General features: G+C 61.0%; 21 protein-coding genes and 1 pseudogene. 17 read left to right on the forward strand and 5 right to left on the reverse strand.

The features are described 5' to 3' along the window. Window positions 1-109: 109 nt before the first annotated feature. The 9 genes from AC5P9P_RS15515 to AC5P9P_RS15555 all read left to right on the forward strand — a co-directional run bounded on the left by AC5P9P_RS15515 (window position 110) and on the right by AC5P9P_RS15555 (window position 5,140). The gene (locus tag AC5P9P_RS15515; RefSeq protein ID WP_495232924.1) at window positions 110-520 is read left to right on the forward strand and encodes a phage replication initiator YdaU family protein; all 411 of its coding nucleotides are present in this window, start codon (window positions 110-112) and stop codon (window positions 518-520) included. Further along, window positions 486-992, forward strand: a complete 507-nt coding sequence (locus AC5P9P_RS15520; RefSeq protein WP_495232925.1) for a hypothetical protein — start codon at window positions 486-488, stop codon at window positions 990-992. Before AC5P9P_RS15515 ends, AC5P9P_RS15520 begins: the two co-directional genes overlap by 35 nt. A gap of 285 nt (window positions 993-1,277) precedes the next feature. Beyond that, entirely contained in the window at window positions 1,278-2,267 is a 990-nt protein-coding gene (locus AC5P9P_RS15525; protein ID WP_495232926.1) for a hypothetical protein, read from the forward strand. Between the two features lie 29 nt (window positions 2,268-2,296). Further along, window positions 2,297-2,575, forward strand: coding sequence for a hypothetical protein (locus tag AC5P9P_RS15530; protein WP_495232927.1), 279 nt, complete (start codon window positions 2,297-2,299; stop codon window positions 2,573-2,575). Further along, window positions 2,572-2,967 (forward strand): RusA family crossover junction endodeoxyribonuclease, encoded by a 396-nt coding sequence (locus AC5P9P_RS15535; protein ID WP_495232928.1) that lies wholly within the window; start codon window positions 2,572-2,574, stop codon window positions 2,965-2,967. The genes AC5P9P_RS15530 and AC5P9P_RS15535 overlap by 4 nt, the downstream gene beginning before the upstream one ends. Next, complete coding sequence (locus AC5P9P_RS15540; protein WP_495232929.1) at window positions 2,964-3,659, forward strand: hypothetical protein; 696 nt, start codon at window positions 2,964-2,966, stop codon at window positions 3,657-3,659. The genes AC5P9P_RS15535 and AC5P9P_RS15540 overlap by 4 nt, the downstream gene beginning before the upstream one ends. 66 nt (window positions 3,660-3,725) lie before the next feature. Then, the gene (locus tag AC5P9P_RS15545; protein ID WP_495232930.1) at window positions 3,726-3,977 is read left to right on the forward strand and encodes a hypothetical protein; all 252 of its coding nucleotides are present in this window, start codon (window positions 3,726-3,728) and stop codon (window positions 3,975-3,977) included. A gap of 102 nt (window positions 3,978-4,079) precedes the next feature. Further along, window positions 4,080-4,580: a glycoside hydrolase family 19 protein gene (locus tag AC5P9P_RS15550; RefSeq protein WP_495232931.1), complete on the forward strand. Its 501-nt coding sequence runs from the start codon at window positions 4,080-4,082 to the stop codon at window positions 4,578-4,580. Between the two features lie 65 nt (window positions 4,581-4,645). Next, window positions 4,646-5,140 (forward strand): hypothetical protein, encoded by a 495-nt coding sequence (locus AC5P9P_RS15555; RefSeq protein WP_495232932.1) that lies wholly within the window; start codon window positions 4,646-4,648, stop codon window positions 5,138-5,140. A 74-nt stretch (window positions 5,141-5,214) separates the two neighbouring features. Here AC5P9P_RS15555 and AC5P9P_RS15560 read toward each other — a convergent pair whose 3' ends face one another. Beyond that, window positions 5,215-6,735: a KAP family P-loop NTPase fold protein gene (locus tag AC5P9P_RS15560; RefSeq protein ID WP_495232933.1), complete on the reverse strand. Its 1,521-nt coding sequence runs from the start codon at window positions 6,733-6,735 to the stop codon at window positions 5,215-5,217. A 91-nt stretch (window positions 6,736-6,826) separates the two neighbouring features. Beyond that, window positions 6,827-6,919, reverse strand: a pseudogene (locus AC5P9P_RS15565) (DUF4113 domain-containing protein); the annotation flags it as partial. 107 nt (window positions 6,920-7,026) lie between these two features. On the opposite strand from AC5P9P_RS15565, the gene AC5P9P_RS15570 reads away from it, so the two are divergent. Further along, the gene (locus tag AC5P9P_RS15570) at window positions 7,027-7,530 is read left to right on the forward strand and encodes a hypothetical protein (RefSeq protein ID WP_495232934.1); all 504 of its coding nucleotides are present in this window, start codon (window positions 7,027-7,029) and stop codon (window positions 7,528-7,530) included. Between the two features lie 274 nt (window positions 7,531-7,804). Here the strand turns inward: AC5P9P_RS15570 and AC5P9P_RS15575 are convergent, their stop codons facing one another. Next, the gene (locus AC5P9P_RS15575; RefSeq protein ID WP_495232935.1) at window positions 7,805-8,803 is read right to left on the reverse strand and encodes a tyrosine-type recombinase/integrase; all 999 of its coding nucleotides are present in this window, start codon (window positions 8,801-8,803) and stop codon (window positions 7,805-7,807) included. Between AC5P9P_RS15575 and AC5P9P_RS15580 the strand changes: the two genes are divergently transcribed. Further along, a complete protein-coding gene (locus tag AC5P9P_RS15580; RefSeq protein ID WP_495232936.1) occupies window positions 8,790-9,293 on the forward strand; it encodes a phage tail tip fiber protein in 504 nt (167 codons plus the stop codon). The two genes, AC5P9P_RS15575 and AC5P9P_RS15580, sit on opposite strands and share 14 nt — an antisense overlap. Continuing rightward, window positions 9,293-9,631 (forward strand): hypothetical protein, encoded by a 339-nt coding sequence (locus AC5P9P_RS15585; protein ID WP_495232937.1) that lies wholly within the window; start codon window positions 9,293-9,295, stop codon window positions 9,629-9,631. The genes AC5P9P_RS15580 and AC5P9P_RS15585 overlap by 1 nt, the downstream gene beginning before the upstream one ends. A 170-nt stretch (window positions 9,632-9,801) precedes the next feature. Here the strand turns inward: AC5P9P_RS15585 and AC5P9P_RS15590 are convergent, their stop codons facing one another. Then, window positions 9,802-11,154 (reverse strand): aspartyl protease family protein, encoded by a 1,353-nt coding sequence (locus tag AC5P9P_RS15590; RefSeq protein ID WP_065183264.1) that lies wholly within the window; start codon window positions 11,152-11,154, stop codon window positions 9,802-9,804. 233 nt (window positions 11,155-11,387) lie between these two features. Here AC5P9P_RS15590 and AC5P9P_RS15595 point away from each other — a divergent pair, with 233 nt between their 5' ends. The 5 genes from AC5P9P_RS15595 to AC5P9P_RS15615 all read left to right on the forward strand — a co-directional run bounded on the left by AC5P9P_RS15595 (window position 11,388) and on the right by AC5P9P_RS15615 (window position 15,750). After that, window positions 11,388-11,603 (forward strand): hypothetical protein, encoded by a 216-nt coding sequence (locus AC5P9P_RS15595; RefSeq protein WP_495232938.1) that lies wholly within the window; start codon window positions 11,388-11,390, stop codon window positions 11,601-11,603. Continuing rightward, the gene (locus tag AC5P9P_RS15600; protein WP_495232939.1) at window positions 11,533-12,000 is read left to right on the forward strand and encodes a hypothetical protein; all 468 of its coding nucleotides are present in this window, start codon (window positions 11,533-11,535) and stop codon (window positions 11,998-12,000) included. The genes AC5P9P_RS15595 and AC5P9P_RS15600 overlap by 71 nt, the downstream gene beginning before the upstream one ends. Before the next feature lie 202 nt (window positions 12,001-12,202). Then, window positions 12,203-13,768, forward strand: coding sequence for a P-loop ATPase, Sll1717 family (locus AC5P9P_RS15605; protein WP_495232940.1), 1,566 nt, complete (start codon window positions 12,203-12,205; stop codon window positions 13,766-13,768). A gap of 861 nt (window positions 13,769-14,629) precedes the next feature. Further along, window positions 14,630-15,112: a hypothetical protein gene (locus AC5P9P_RS15610; protein WP_005409399.1), complete on the forward strand. Its 483-nt coding sequence runs from the start codon at window positions 14,630-14,632 to the stop codon at window positions 15,110-15,112. 173 nt (window positions 15,113-15,285) lie between these two features. Then, entirely contained in the window at window positions 15,286-15,750 is a 465-nt protein-coding gene (locus AC5P9P_RS15615) for a GNAT family N-acetyltransferase (RefSeq protein WP_231522748.1), read from the forward strand. A gap of 7 nt (window positions 15,751-15,757) precedes the next feature. Here AC5P9P_RS15615 and AC5P9P_RS15620 read toward each other — a convergent pair whose 3' ends face one another. Continuing rightward, on the reverse strand, window positions 15,758-16,318 hold the full coding sequence (locus tag AC5P9P_RS15620; protein WP_495232941.1) for a GNAT family N-acetyltransferase: 561 nt from the start codon (window positions 16,316-16,318) through the stop codon (window positions 15,758-15,760). Window positions 16,319-16,363 lie beyond the last annotated feature (45 nt).

Here is a 16,363-nt window from a genome sequence, read left to right on the forward strand (position 1 = left end):
GGCCAGGTGTTCGGCCAGTTCGCGGGCCTCGGCGGAGGTCAGGCTAAGGAGCGCTGTGCCGCCGACCCGGACGACGACGGTTCCGGCTTGGGGCCGGGATCCGCTGGCGTTGACCGCCGAGCAGGCTGACCGCGAACTGGCCGGATTCGGCAGCACGCCGCCCGGCGTCGACCGCGAGCAGCTGGCCCGGTTCGTCCGGCACCGCGCCGCGATCCGCCGGCCGCTGTCGGTCCAGGGCTGGCTGCAGGTCCGCCAGCAGCTGCTGGACCTGATCGCCGCCGGCCACGACCCCAACGAATCCCTGAAGCAGACCATGGCCGCCGGCCTGTCGCTGCCCGTGTTCCCTGTCGCCCAGCCATCCGCAGGAGCAACGCATGCAAGCCCTCAACACGGTTCTGCCGACCGCACCGAGCAGCTCGAGCAGCAGTTCTACGCCCAACGCCGAGGCGGTGGCCACGGTGGCGGCGCTGGGTTCGAGCCAAGCGATGTCGTCGACGCCGAGTTTGCCGTCGTCGGCTGAGCCGCTGAGCGAGTCGCAATCGGCCTACCTGTGGGAATTCTGGAAGCAGATGACAGCCATGTTCCCGGGGAAGTGGGAGAGCGAGAACGGCGCGGCGCCGTTCAAGAAGGACGGCAGCCTGACCATCGCGGCCGGAACGTGGTTCCAGGTGCTGAAGGGCCGCAGCCGGGCACAGCATGCGCGCGGCATGGCTTGCTGCCTGACCGAGGGCAGGGAGTGGCCGCCGAACCCACCGAGGTTCCTGACGATGTGCCTGGACATTCCGGTCATGGCGGCGGTGGAGCGGGAGATGGCGCCGGGCCGGCCGCAGAGCGGCTTCACCGTGCTGGTGCGCTCGCTGCTGGATCTGCACGTCTACGCCTCGGCCGACCATGGATCGCAGCAGCGGCGGATGTTGGAGGGAGCCTACACGCGCGCTGTCCAGCACGTGGTCGACGGCAAGCCGCTGCCGCAGCCGGTGCTGGCGATCTAGCAGGAGAAGCATGGCGTACGGCCGGTACGTGACCGGGAATCGGCGCGCGCTGCCATGGAGCGAGCCGCGGCTGAACTGAACTTCGATGGTGACTGAAGCGGAACTGGTCCAGGCGGAGCAGGCCGGCCGCTGGGCACGCGATGCCTGCCGCGGCCGGGAATCAGCGCCGCGGTACGAGATGGGGCAGGACGGTATGACGCGGCGGCGGCGCTGGCAGGCCGGGTGGGACAAGCGGGACCAGAAATTGATCGCGGCACGCCGCAGCACGATGAGGAACAGACGCTGATGAACTTCACCAAGTACAGCACGCGCAGAAGGTTTGCCAAGGACATCAACGCCGGGCATTCGGCGTGGTTTAGCCGCCAGCGTCTGAGCGACAACCTGCACTTGTTGTGGCACGGCCAACTGCAGGGTGATCATTCCAAGCAGTCCACACACGTGACGAATCAAGCCGGCACATGGCAGCTCGGCTGGCGCTTTGTCGTCTACCCTGAGGTTGGCTTGATGTGCCTGCTACTGGTGCTTTGCATCCGGTCTGGCATTTACAGGAAACATCGCTTCAATCGCGCCCTGCGAATCAGTGAGTCCATTGAGCACGCCAAACATGAGGTTGTAGAACGCCTTCTTGTCTTCTATGTAGTTGTTCACAGTACTGGTCCTGACGTACTGGTTGAGAGTGCTGAAGGACTTGGTTCCAATAAGCTTCTTGGCAGCAATCACGCCATAGATCGCTTGTTGAAGGCCTTTTGCGGCAGGGCCAAGTTGGTGGATATCGGTAATGGAAGCGTGGATCTCATGAGGTATATCGAGGGCGGCAAGGGTGCGTGGTCCTGCAAATCCTCCGTTCTCGCCGTCGTTCTCGTAGCTTTCGGCATCCGGATTTTCATGTTTCCAGAGAGCTTTGTTCTTCTCAGCAAAGTCACGAATGTGAGGGAGAAGATGGAGCCCGAGGCTGCGCGCTCGGTCTTCAGATTCAAGCGTTCGGCGACGCTCCGAGAGCATGTGCTGTGCAGCTGGCACTGCGACAGCAAGAAGAATTGCAAGGACGCTGCCCACCGCTTGGACCCACGCTGGCCAAATTTGCCCAGCCTCCTTATCAACCCAAATGCGAAATGGGTAGATGGATATCGTGTAAGCAGAGACAAAACCTATCGCTATGCAGGCCCACATCAAGACAACGTTCGTCCAACGAATTGGCTCTCTCGCCACAGCAAAATTCCCTTGATTTGTGGTCAAATTCTAGCTGGTGTTGCGAGTTCCGAGGAGGGGTTTTAGTGCACGGAAACTACCGCGACCGAGCACTGTTGAACCTGGCCTACCAGCTCAGCTGCACCCTGCAGATCGAAGGGGTGTGCGAGGGCGGCCCGGGCGAGCCGTGCCAGAGCAACCAGTCCCGCCACGGCAAGGGCGGCAGCATCAAGGCGCACGACTGCTTCTTCGCTAGTGGCTGCCGGAGTTGCCACCGCGAGCTCGACCAAGGCAAGTGCTTCACCCGCGACGAGAAGGCCGAAATCTGGCAGCGGGCGCACGACCTGACCATGTTGCAGCTGTGGCAGCAGGGCTACCTGCGGGTGCGCGCATGAACGAGCTAATCCTGCCGTGGCCGAGCAAGGAGCTGTCGCCGAATGCTCGCGTTCATTGGTCTCGACGTGCTGCGTTCGCCAAGGTGGCGAGGCAATACGCGCTGGTTGCAGCCATCCAAGCGGATTGGAGCGACGCCGGTTTGCCCACTGGCCGTCTGCACCTGCACGTCACCTTCCACCCGCCAACCCGTCGCCTGCCCGACGACGACAACATGCTGGCCCGGTTCAAGCCGTACCGGGACGGCATCGCCGACGCGCTCGGCATCGATGACAAGCGGTTCATCAGCCACCCGCTGGTCAGCAGCGAGGTCCGCAAGGGTGGCCAGGTGGTGGTGCGGATTGCGGGCGGCCCGGCGGCGGCCGGCGAATCAACGACAGGGGAACGGGGATGAATCCACGAGAGACGATGGCGCGGCTGGGGCCGAGCACCGTGAAGTTCGACATCGGCAGAGGCGGTGGGAAGCCCGACCTGACGAACCAGGACATCGCCGCGGCGCTGGGGATGGTGCCGGCTGGGCTGGGTCGGGAGCTGCTGGAGGCGTGCTGGTGGCCGGATGGCGCCGCGCTGCGCCGGCACAAGCTGCGCGACGCGGTAATCGCGCTGGTGACGCCGGAGCTTCAGCGTCAGCAGCGCCGGCTGGCTGAGGCTCGGACGGATCTCGGCTTGGCCGAGGTGTGCATCGGCTGGGTCGGCGCGGCGACGGCGGAACAGCGGACGAATCGTGACGCAGCCCAGCAGCGGCTGGGCCGGATCAAAGCGCAGTGTTGGCCGATCAGCACCTTGGAGTCGCTGCCGACCCTGGCGGCGGCAGTGATCAGCGAGATCGCCAAGCGGCCGCATTGCGCGGCCTGCGAGGGGAGGGGCCAGGCGATGGTGGGGGAGCTGCTGGTGCCCTGCAAGGTGTGCGGTGGGTCGGGAGTGGGGCCGGTCAGTGACCGGCGCCGTGCGGCTGCCATCGGACGTGACGAGTCTACCTACCGGGCGAAGTGGCGCGGGGTCTACGAGTGGTTGCTGCAGAAGATGACCGAGGCCGAGCAGGAGGCGTGTTGGGCGCTTGGGAGCGCGTTGAGCCAAGCTGCGTAGAATTGGCAATAATAGGCAGCCCACACCGGGTTTATGGAGAACGTCGCAGTGAATGGAAACGGATTGGTGGCTCTTCGATTGGTCAAGAGCGAGCAGGTGGATGTGGACGGAACGACCTTCGATGTGAGCCTGTTTGCTCAGGAAGGTGGCGGCGCCATCATGGCCCACGCCAGCAGCGTGAGCGATGGCCGAAAGTGGGCTGTGAGCAGTGACACGGAAACTGCCCGTGACGCGAAGTTCAGCAACATCGACATCGTTCAGGTGTTGTGGAACCAGGTGATCGAAGACGTGCGGAATAAGGTTGACCTGATCGATTGATTGCGGGAGTGACACTCCCGCAATTCTGGGGGTAGATTCACTACCATTGCGCACGACCCGACCCCGGCCACAAAGCCGGGGTTTTTCATTTCCGGAATTGCCATGCTCCTGACCGCCTCGACAATCCAGCAGGCAGTCGGCTGCAGTGCCGCCGTCGCCGCGCAGTGGGCCCAGCCCATGACCGACGCCTGCACGGCGTTCGGCATCAGCACCTCGAAGCGGGTGGCGGCGTTTCTAGCGCAGGTCGGTCACGAGTCGGCGAGCCTGACCCGGACCATCGAAAACCTGAACTATGGTGCGCAGGGTATGGCCGACACTTGGCCCAGCCGCTACGCCGTTGACCTAAAGGCCAAGCCAAGGAAGCCGAACGACCTGGCGCGCGCGCTGGAACGGAAGCCGGTTGCGATCGGCAACAACGCTTACGCCAATCGGCTGGGCAACGGTGATGAGGCGAGTGGCGATGGCTACCGCTATCGCGGCCGTGGTCCGATCCAGAACACTGGACGGGCCAACTACGCGGCCAGCCGCGCTTATCGGCGCCAGCTTCGGCGGGTCGATCCAGAAGAACCTCGACTTCCTGCAGCCGACTCCGGTTGCCCATGAGTTCCCCGATGCCGACCTGCGAACCCTCGCAGCATTCGGCCTGAAACCCCCAAGAGGCTGATCGCATGGCAACTGCCGGCTCCATCGTCATCGACCTGCTGATGAAAACTGGGTCGTTCGTGACGGACACCCAGCGGGCCGAGAAGTCCATGAAGTCGATGGAGCGGACCGCGGCCGGCGTAAGCAAGGGCATCGTGGCCGGATTCACTGCCATCGGGAGCGTGATCGGCGGAGCCATCGCTGCATTCGCGAGCATGGACGCAGCGATCATCCTGGGCGGTTGGTCGTCGGGAAGTGGCAGGATGATGGCCACTGCCTATGGCAAGAACGACAGTCGGCGCGCGACCACGGCCCAGCCAATTGATGGCCAGTTCGCATCACCGGGTGATCCACTCAAAGGCGTCGCGCCCAGCATGCTGCAGGCGGATCTGATGACAGCAGGGCGGCTGCAGGCCAACTACCTCAATGAGCAGATGGGCCGGCAGGTCGCAGGCGGGCGTCTGCTGATCGGGTTCTTGCAGCAGGGCCAGGCTGTGGTGAAGGACCTAGGACCGATCTGACGCTTGAGGCTAGGTAGCTGGACGAATCGGCCGCACATGGCCGGAGGGTAGCCCTGCCGGCCGTTCTCGCTCATTCAGCCTGTGGCGCCTTGATCTGTGATGACTGGTGGTGTCAGACGGACAAATTCCCTGGCATATCTCCATGGGTCAATTCCACCAGCATCACGTATTCTGATTGCGAGTATTGCTTTAAAACTGTACTCTGCACAATTTATTTGATGGCGGGGAATGCTGTCTAGTATTAGTTCCCACTTGGCTGGCTCTTCACCGTCAAATCTATTCCCTTGCAAGGCAATTGCGCGCATTAAATTTCCATTATCGCCGAAAAAATCGGTTATGGCTGACCATTGTTCGGTTTTCGTGAGGTGGTCATGCATTTCGAGCAGCAAGGCTGAATCATTTTTAGATGGTGTTAATAGTTTGGAGTCTTCAATTAATGATCTAAAGCTTGTCGGATGAGCAAATCGCAGGCAGGATATGTAGCAGTCCACAATTGGGATAATTGCTGTGCCTTTGGCTCTGGAGTGGACGAAAGCGGTTAGCATGGTCAACGCTTGTCCCGTGTCTCGAAGGCTCAAGTTCATTGCAGACGCGATCGCGGGAAAGTGCTCTAAATACTCACCTTTATCTAGTTCCGTTTTCGGTGCGTTGTCTATGCGGTCGATAAAGCTTCGCAGGTGGCACTGTGTTGGCCGAATTGCGCTGCGCACTATAGGCTGTATGTCCGGCAGGACGTGCTTTGTTACGACGTGCTTTGCATAAGTGCTGGTGCACGGAGCGGGCAGATGAAATTCATAGTCGAAGAACTTTCTAAGGTAGAGTTCACCTTCTACATGAGCCCCATAGACGGTGCGGACAGCTGATGGCAAGTTGCCCCGATCGGTTGCGATTAGGAAGGTTATGCCAGGAATATCGAAGTAGTGTTTGATCCTCTCAAGCATTCTGATGGCGTAATCGGGACGGCACCTATCCAGTTCATCGATAATTAGTAGCATCGGTTTAACTGGGCTGGGTTCATTGCGTCGTGTTAATAGATCTCGAGCTTTTACAAGTGCATCACGAAAATCTGGCTCTGCTTTGCGCTTTTCGTCCTGAGCATCAAGTAGTCGCTCGCCCATCTCGCCTGCTCCTGCCGAAGCGGCGCCGATCCCGCTTCCGGGAGCCATGAACTCGGCTGCGACCGCAACGGCAGGTAGGACCAGCTTTGCCCCATGCTGAGCCATCGACGTGATGGCCTTTCCAATCGCTACCTTGGTTTCGGCCCCCCTCGAGCGAATCGCCTTCTTCTCTAAAGATAGCTTTATCTCTGAAATGATAGTGACCAAAGGGTCTTGTGATTCATCATTTTTCCAAGCATCGATCAAGATTGAAGGTATTGCGGACTCTCCTCTTATGTGGACCTGAAGTCTCTTAAGGAAGGTCGTCTTTCCAGAGCCCCACGGTGCTTGAAGTGACAATACTAATGGGTCAGTAATGCTAGATGCGATAAGGCGAGATAGCATCTCGGCATCTCGTTTCCGGTCAAACGGATCATCTTTCCATGCGTCAGAATCTGAAATTTTTGGGGCGTCTGGCTTCTTGAGTAGGGGAATCATCCTTGTTCCTTTTAAGGGATGCATAGTTCGGCGCTGGTTTGCGACGCTTGCGAATATCTCATAGTGCCGGGCACATTTCTCCATCTGGATGTCAGCAGCTTGCCGGCGGTATCTCGTGCACGGAGGTTGTGTAGTTCGGCGAGAGCATGTGCTGCCGCATGCCCCACACTGGCCGTGCCTGCCAACCTGAAGCGCCGCGGTCGCTCGTGCCCGCAGCGTGACCCTAACGGTTCAGCTGGTGAACGATCCCCGGTCGCAGCCTTTGCGACAGCCGGCCGTATCCTTCCGGCCATGTATTCCTCCCACGGCTTCCGCACCGCTCCGATCCCCGCTGGCTGGGTCCAGACCGGTGAGCGCTGGGCGCTCTGGTACAACGGCCGCGAGACGGCCAGCGTCACGCCCGATGGCGGCCCTGGGGTCCGGCTATGGATGGAAGGCCAGAAGATGTGGCAGGTGAAGGAAGTGCGCGCCGCCAGCGTCCGGCAGGCGAAGCGGTACGCCGAGCGCTGGTGCGCAGCACGGCTGTATCCCGAGCTGCCGCTGCGTGAGGCCGTTGCCCGGCTGACCGACAGCACGCCGATCCAGTTGCCCGCGCCACTGCCCAGCCTGCCGCCGACCCGCGAGCAACGGCAACAGGCCCGGCGCCTGGCCGAGGCCGGAGCGAAGGAGGTCGAGCGGATCAAAGCAGCACTCGAACCGCGCAAGCCGCCAGCAGAGACCAAGCCCCGAGCGAGAGACATTCGCAGCAAGGCATGGGTGAGTGCAGGGCTGCAACAGATGCGGCGTGGCGTCTGAAAGGCCTGACCGCGCTCCGGAGTGGCTGCGGATACAGCGTTTCGGGGCGCTTGCGGATCCCCGGTCGCGCGTAATCTGGCACAGCATTGGCACAGATCGCGCTTAGAGCATTGGCGGATATAGCTGGATCGCCCCCCTCCTAAGGGGAAGGTCGCCCGTTCGAATCGGGCCGGGGTCACCAGAATCAATAACTTAGACAAACTCAGTGGTGAGCATTTCCCACTGTTTCCCGCATATCCACAGGAGTTGGTCCCAGTGGTCCCAGCGGTGCGGATCAGTACTTGAGCTTCGCTACGGCGCCATCGTCGCCCTCGGGCGTTAGGTGAGCGTAGAACTTCTCGGTCGTGGCGTAATCAGCGTGCCCGGCCAGAATCTGCACCCGTCGCAATGGCACTCCGGCCATGACCATGTGGGCGCAGAAGGTGTGCCGCAGCCGGTGGAGGCTGCCACCGATTCCCGCACGTTTGGCATCTGAGGCGAACCAGTCGGACAGTGTGTCCCTGTGCACGGTCACCAGCGGATCGGGTAGGTGGCGAAGCGCCCAGCGCGCATACCGGTTCAGCGGCACCACCTCGCGCCACTTGCCCGACTTCGTGCGTCCCTGGCCATCTTCGTCTGGATCGCTCTCGACCCTGAGTCTGCTCCCTGCCACCGAATCCTTGTCCAGTCCAACCAGCTCACCACGGCGCAGACCCGTGTGGGCCATGAACAGCCACAGGGGTGCCCGGGCCGGGTTCGCCCGGTACAGCTTGCGCATCGCGGCCCGGTCGTAGAACCGCACCGCCACGCAACGAACGCCTCGCGGTGCCCGGGTCTCCTCCAGCGGGTTGAAGTCCAGTTCCTTCCACTGCACGCCACGCCGGAACGCGGCCTGCAGCCTGCGCACTTCCTTCCCAACGGTCTCCGGTGAAACCTTGTCCTTGGTCAGGCGATCCGTCTTATAGGACTCCATTTCCATCGGGCGCAGCGTATCGATGGGGCGATGACCAAAGCGGGCGATGAACAGCCGAACCTCGCTCTTGGCCTTGCCGTGCGTGGTGGGATGCTCGGCCTTGTACCACTCCAGGTACGGCTCGAGGAAGTCGCGGACTGTGGGCAGCCGGGGAAGAATGCGCACTCCATGGGTCAGTTCCGCTTCTTTCGCTGCTCGTACGCCCTCAGCTTCGCGTGGGCTGACGCGACCAATGGCGACACGGCTTCGCTTGCCGCCTTCCCGCCAGTTGAGGTACGCGGCGCCATCGCGCCAGAAGATTGTGACCTTGGGCAACCACATCCTGTACACGGAGAGCCTGGAGATCAGCGCCACGTACACGCTGCGAGCGCAGGTCACTTCCGACGGCCGCATCTACGGCGCGGGCTTCGGCCTGGACGTTGAGCAGCAGACCGATGGCAGCTTCCAGAGCCAGGCGCTGTTCCAGGTGGACCGCTTCGCGCTGATCAACATCGCCAACAACGTGACTACGGCGCCGTTCGTGGTGCAGAACGGCCAGACCTTCATCAGCCAGGCGCTGATCGGCACCGCGTGGATCACCAGCGCCAAGATTGCCGACGCGGCGATCACAAACGCGAAGATCCGCGGCGCAATCCAGTCCGATGACTACGTGGCCGGTCAAACAGGCTGGAGGATCGACAAGTCGGCTGGCGGCGGGTTCCAGTTCAAGGGCATGGTGGCCGGCGGGTATCGCCTCAACATCACCAACCAAGGCGTCTACATCTACTACCCGAACGGCAACCCGGCCGTCGAACTTGGAGTGCTGCTGTAATGGCCGATGTGGGGCTGCGCGTCAGGAGCGAGAGCGGGTATGTGGAGACCACGGTCACCACACGTCTGACCAAGATCATTGGGTCATACAGATTCCCGCTCTACAACCCGGTCAACTCCAACAACAAATGGGTTGCCCCGCCCGAGGCGAATGGCGGGCTCGTCGCCAACGATTTCTCCGGCGGCGAGCCCTCCTACTACTTCACCTGCGAAGGGCAGCGGTCGGTGTACGGGATGCTGGTGCCTTCGGTGACCATCTCGGGCAACAGCATCAACTGGAGCTGGGATCCTGACGGGTTCACTGGACAGAACGGGCATAGAACATACATTTTTGGCTGACTTGAGGGGTGGCCAGACATCCCTGTATGGGTCTAGCGTTTTTGGTTCGGCGCGGCGCTTGGGGCCGCAGGCCGCTCAACCAGGGCGCGTGAGGAGCGGCTCGCCGACAAAGAGTCGAGCCAGGCTCGACCCTGCGATTTTGGCAAATTGAAGATTTCGTCCAGCGCCGATCAGTCGCCGGTGGGCGGCGCGGTAACTGGCTTCGGTGGCAACAGCGGCGGTGCTTCGGCAACGGCAACTGGGCAACCGTAGGTGCCAGCAACGTCCATGTACAGGCTGTAACGTTGGGTTGAAGCAAAACCCAAGCGCCACTCGGGATTGAACAACGGCCTGGGCCCAGGTGAAAGGCCTATGTCCATCGGGAGATTCAGAACTTCGTCGCCAATCATCACCGGCGTGGTTGCTTCCACGTACTGGATATCTTCGCTGCCTTCGGTGGTGATCACGTTCTTGCGCCGTATAGCAGCTGCCGGTGGGCGGGCGGGCAGTGTTCCGCGCGCCTGGAAGCCACCGTTGAATCCGGTATCCACCTTGACCAGCACATTCTGCTTGCCGGCACGGATCGGATAGCGGACGTCATACGCATCGCCCCACAGCGAGGATAGTGTCGCCATCCGTCGCGCGCATGGCACCGGGCTGGCAGCGGCCTGGATCACAAGGGCGTTTTGGTTGATACGCACCCGTCCAAGCGCGCGCAACACGTCTAGGCCGATGCGCGGTAGATCGTCCTTGCCCAGCACTGCAAAGGAGACATCGCGCACCAGAACACTTCCGATGTCCAGAGTCACCGGCGACGCCAGCGCATACACCGCCCCAGCCTTTCCATCGGCAACCATGAAACCTTCGGTGAGTTCCAGCCCGAGTTCGGCTGCCAGCGTGCGCCCGATGCGCGAATGCGCTGCGCCACTGTCCACGTGTACGCGCAGCTCGCGCTCACCGGCCTTAGTGCGCATCTTCAGGCTGAGTGTCGGCAGTTCGTTTTGCAATTGGATGGGAACATGGATATCGCTTGGAGGTGTTTGTGCCGCCAAGGCAGTGCGTGGCCAGGCTGTGAAGCGCTCGAAATGCGGCTCGCTGATGCCCGCTAGGTGGATGTCGCCCGCTTGCTGTTTGAGCATTGGGCGGATATCGCGGTCCAGCAGCGTTCGAACTTGGATCATCTGCGTCGCCCATCCGGCAATATCGCCCTGGATGAGTAAGTTGCCTGCCAAGGAGGCTGCACATAGGTACTCGATGCCTTTTACCTGTTCGCGGGGCTCGTTGGCCACCGCCTGAAGACATTGCTCGGCGGCTTTGCTGGAGCGGTCGATTTCGCCGCGTACACGGTAGAAGCCTGTCTGGCCAAGCAGCCCCTTAGCGCCCTGCGTCTTACCCATCGCCTGCAGCGCGCCCAGTTCAGCACGGCGTACGCTGCGGGTATAGCCGTAGGGATCGCTCAGTTCACCCTCGGGTGTGTCGGCTGTCGCAGCTGAAGCCACTGCCGTAACGAATAATGCACTCACGCCCCACCAGCGTCGATTCATTGAGGTTGCTCCCTTCTACCTGGTTGAAACTAGCATGGCGACCATCACGACTTCCATCGCCGCCGCTCGACCCCTGAACGACGGTATATGGGTTGCCTCGTGGATCAGCAGGGACATGGTCCGGGCGGGCCGTTCCGCTGGTGCAGCAGCTGCGCAGCGCCGCGCCGGTTCAGATCCAGTGGACACTGGGCAGTGCTCCAGCCATAGTCTCGACTTGCCAATGGACGCGCCCCATGAGCATCCTCAATGTTCTGATCAGCCGTGACCAGCTTGTCGTTGCAGTGGACCCGCTTGCGGAGGATGCCTTGACCGGCGCCCATTCCGCTGGTGCCAAGATGCTCCTGATACCGCAGCACAACATGCTGCTGGCGACGAGAGGTGCGGCCCAGTTTCCTGAAGATCTACGAGCTGGTCCTGCAGGCCAGCTTCCGTGCGGATTTCTCCATTGAGAAACTGTCCGCCGAGATGGGGCCTGTAGTGGACCAGCTATTGCTGAACTACGAGAAGGCCGCGGCGGAGGCTGACCTGCCAATCGAACAACTGGGGACCGAGATCATCCTGGGTGGTTGGTCGCCGGAAAGTGGCAGGATGATAGCCACTGCCTATGCCAAGAGCGACAGTCGACGCGCAACCGCGGTCCAGCCGATCGTTGGCCAGTTCGCGTCACCAGGTGACCCACTCAGGGGCATCGCGCCCAGCATGCTGCAGTCCGATCTGATGACGGCTGGGCGGCTCCAGGCCAGTTTCCTCAACGGTCAGATGGGCCGGGAAGTCGCTGGCGGCCGTCTGCTGATCGGGTTCTTGCAGCAAGGCCAGGCGGTCGTGAAGGACCTAGGGCCGATCTGACGAGCTGGCACACGCGAATCTGCAATCGCCTGGGCGATCAGCGCGCACTGTTGCCCTGGTCTGGCCATTGCGTTCGAGTTGCATTAGTCTGCCCCGATAGCAGGTAGTGCGGGGTCAGCAATGACCCATTGGGCTGCACCGATGTCTCTACGGTGAACGGGACGGGGACATGAGCTTAAATGCGAGCCGCAAGGAGGCGAAGATGAAGCTATTGGATCACTTGGCAGAGTATTTCCCTACAGGTACGACGGAAGGGGAGCGCCACATTCTCAAGCGCGCCTTCGTGCAGCTGGATGAGTTTTCAAATCTGATATGTCCTCCACCGTTTAGTCCGCGCGTTCTGGTCGGGAAGAAGGGCAGCGGCAAGAGTGCCGTCATAGACTTCTCCATGGCGCTCTTCCAGCGGAATGGCGTGCCATGCCTCGCCCTTAAACCACTAGATATTGAATTTCCGCCGGCCGAATCTAACCAGTCTGTGGGGGCCGCAACGCGCGTAGCTCTTGAGGTGCTTACAAAGTCCATTGCGCAAGCGCTTGGTAATAATGCTTCTGGCTTGATTGGCGAATCAGATTCGGTTCTCTATAGGGAGGCCGTCGCTGCTGGCCTTAAGGAGCGAGATACTATTTCGCAGCTGGCTCGCCTGCTCCCTAAACTGGCCAAGCCGATGATAAAGGCTGACTTGGGTGACCTTTTGCCGGAGGAATCCGCTGCAAAGAAGAATCAATTGCTGCGCTCCATTCAAAACAACTTGAAGAAGAGTGGTAGCGTTTTTTACCTATTTATTGATGATACTGATCAGGTGGCGGCGCCGGATCAGTCGGGACACTTGAATCGAATCTGGGCCTTCTTGCTGGCTGCGCGCGAGCTTTGTCAAAAGGTTGAGCAATTGCGCTGCGTCATTTCTCTGCGAGAGGAGGTGTGGCGCCGCATTAGTAGTGATAAAGCAAGTCAGAGAGATCAAACGGATCATTTTGCTCCTTTGGCGAAACAGCTCAATCCGAGCAGAGATCACATTCGACAGATTCTGGAGAAGCGGTTGGAGCTTGCACGGATTGATGCGGTCGCAGATGGACATGCAAGATCGCCAAACGGAGACTGGCTGACATTTTTTGACCCAAAGGATCCCAGGATTCCCACTTCGGATAAAAGGAGTAGTTGGCCCGATCTGGTTGTTTTGCGTTCTAGAGATCGTCCTAGGGATGCGGTTCAGCTTATAAATGTCCTCGCTAACTCAGCGTTGCAGAGGAATGAACTTAAGATTACCGATGACCTGCTCGAAGCTGAGATGGTGGAGTTTTCGCGTCAGCGGGTTGAGTTGCTTTCGCAGGAAAGCGAGCAAGATCTGCCAGAGCTGGGTAACGTTATTCGTTCTTTCGCTAAGTTGAATTTTGATCACGGATCGTTCAAGGCGAAGACGGAGACCATGAAGGAGCATCTCCGCCGCCACGCGTTGTCCTCGGGCGTGAGGCTTTATGGGAGATCTCTCCGAAACAACATCGACGCCGATGTCTTTGAGCTCTGGCGGTTCCTGTACATGGTTGGCTACCTCCATGCGCGAGTTTCTGACACCCGTGAAAAGGATGGATACCGCCACCTTGATCCGGTTAAGGAGCCCAATTTCGTGAGTGTTCCTAACTGGAATCAGATGCAGACAGTGGTTTGGGAAATTTCGCCGGTCTATCGTGACTTTCTTATCACGCAGCAGAAAAACGCTGCTGCACAGATGGGATTGCCGCCACCTGGACGGCCATTTAAAGGCAAGCGGTAACGACTATGGCGTGCGTACTTCGAAAGAAGAGCGCACGCCAGCCTTAGCCTACTCTGAGCAATACTCCGCCCAAGCGTCCTTCAGAATTCTTCGCTTGGCTAGCATTTCGCCTCGCTTATAGGCCGCCTCGGCCCTGTCACGTATCCGGTGTGCAAGCGCATCTTCCTAGAGATCGTCGGGGAGATCCGTTGTCTCGCTCGCCCAGTCTTTGAAGGTAGACCTGAACCCGAAAACGGAGATGTGGCCAAGCCCATCCCTTCAGCAGCGCGAGCATCGCGTTCTCGCTCAGAGGCTCATTGATGACGTCGTTGGGGAACAGCAGACGGAATCCCGTGTCATCTTGGTCAAAATTGCTTCAGGCTGACGCGCGAGCCACTGCCGCAGGACGAGTTGGACCGACCCATGCTGATCATCGTAGGGTCGGATCGGCGCTAACCGAGGGACGCCCACAGGCCTGGGTGGGGCAGGCTACAGCAGCGGAGGCCGGGTCTTTGAGCGAAAATGGACCCACGCCGGTCCCATGCACTTCGTAAGTCGTTGATTGATCGGGCGACGAAATCCCCCTCCTAAGGGGAAGGTCGCCCGTTCGAATCGGGCCGGGGTCACCAGAATCAGTCACTTGCGACGATTGGTGATCGTGTGGCGCTCCTTATTCCACGGCACCTTCCAGTGCTTTGGTCGCAGTGGTCACAATGGCCAGTCAACAGGCGGCCCTCGCCATGAAGCCGTCCTCCCCTTCAGGCATCAGGTGCGCAGAAGGGCCCAGACTGTCGAGCCTGTCATATTTGCCCGTATACCTGCGGGGTAGACTCGCTTGGCACGCATGAGGCGTGCACTACGCCAATACCGAGGACGATAGTCATGTTGAAGGGATTGAAACCTCTCACCGCTGCCGCCGTGTGCCTGCTCGGCCTGTCCGCCTTTGCCCAGAGCGCTGCTGCGGCACAATGGGTAGACAGCGGCCGCACCGCGTACGTAAAGACCAGTTTCTTCGGCAGTTTCGCCTACCACACCTGCGACTCCAGCGGTGCGCAGATCCAGGGGTACCCGGGTAGCTGCGGCAGCGATGCCGGCAGTGGCTGGACGTCCAATTACACGGCCTCCAGTGACCTTGCCAACAGTCAGCTCATGGCCTGCAACCACAATCCGTTCCAGCTCGGCTCGGCCTGCTACGGCCTGGCGTATGCGATCAATGGCCAAGCGTACGCTGGCGGGCTGCCTGCCGCCTGCAATCTTGGCGCGCGCGCGGTGGTCACCGCGTCCAGCATGGAAACCGTCGAGATCCAATACGAAGAGCTCGACGTGGACACCATCGAATCGGCACGCGAGTACGTCTGCCGGTAAAGCGCCGACAGGTCGCCGCCGTCGAGTGCGGCGGCTTCCTGCAGGGGACATCCGTCTTACGCACTGTTACCGTAGCCCAGTTCGCGCAAGCACGTCCGCTGCAAGCGCCTGCTCATCACCCTCCAATCCAGGCAGCGGCCGCGGCAGGTTGACGGGACCACACAGGCTTCCATATGCCCGCACAGTTGCAACCGGTTCAACCTCGGCATTACCCGCGTATCGCTGGCTGGCTCGATTCGGTTGCAGCGACGCAACGCTGGGCTGGCCCGGGCGTTGCGTTTCCTCTGCTGCCTGAGGCATTCGCACAGGCTCTTGAACTGGCCGAGCGCCCGGGTTGGGTGCTGTTGGACGGGGAGGGTGCGTGCATGGGGTTCGGCCAGTACTGGTGGACCGCGCCCGGCACTGCCCACCTGGGCCGCATCATTGTCTCGCCGCAGGCGCGTGGGCGCGGCCTGGGCCGGGTGCTGATGCAGTTGTTGTGTGCCGAGGCCCTGCGGTCGCCGGATGTGCAGCGCCTGAGCCTGCGTGTCTATCGTGACAACGTCGCGGCGGTCGCGCTCTACCGCGATTTCGGCTTCCAGCCGGTGGAAGATGCCTCGACGCCGGAACTGTTGTTCATGCAGCGCAGCGAGGGCTGAGCCGTGATCATGTGGGTAGTGGTACGGTCTGCTGCGCCTGCCATTCACTGGCGGTGATGCGGCTGATGTGTTCGGTGCGGTAGTCGCCGAGGAAGCGGTTGAACTGATTGACCTCGGTGTGGTGATGGCGGAAACCGCATTTGGCCTGCGCGCTCATCGATTGCAGGTTGTCGGCGAAGTAGCCGCACCACAACGCATCCAGCTGCAGATCCAGGAAGGCATGCCGCATCACCTCACGTACAGCTTCGGGTACCAGGCCACGCCCCCAGTACGGTACGCCGATCCAGTAGGCGATCTCTCCCTCGCGCTCGCCCAAGTTGAAGTTGCTGTCTGCACCGATCAGGATGCCGACGCAACCGATGGCACGCCCGTTCTCGCGGCTCTGCAGGGCGTAGACCTCCGGTCGGTTGAACACGGTGCGGATGATGTCGGCACTCTCCTCTACGCTGGCATGCGGTGGCCAACCGGCGACGGGCCCCACGCGCGGGTCGCGGGCGTACTCGTACAGATCGGCGGCGTCACTGTCGCGCCAGGGGCGCAGGATCAAGCGTTGGGTGGCCAGTTGCATGGCGGGTCCGTCGGTGGAAAGAGAGTGCACAGGCTAGGTTTCGAC

The organism is Stenotrophomonas sp. YJH_SMC_14-1 (genome assembly GCF_059372275.1).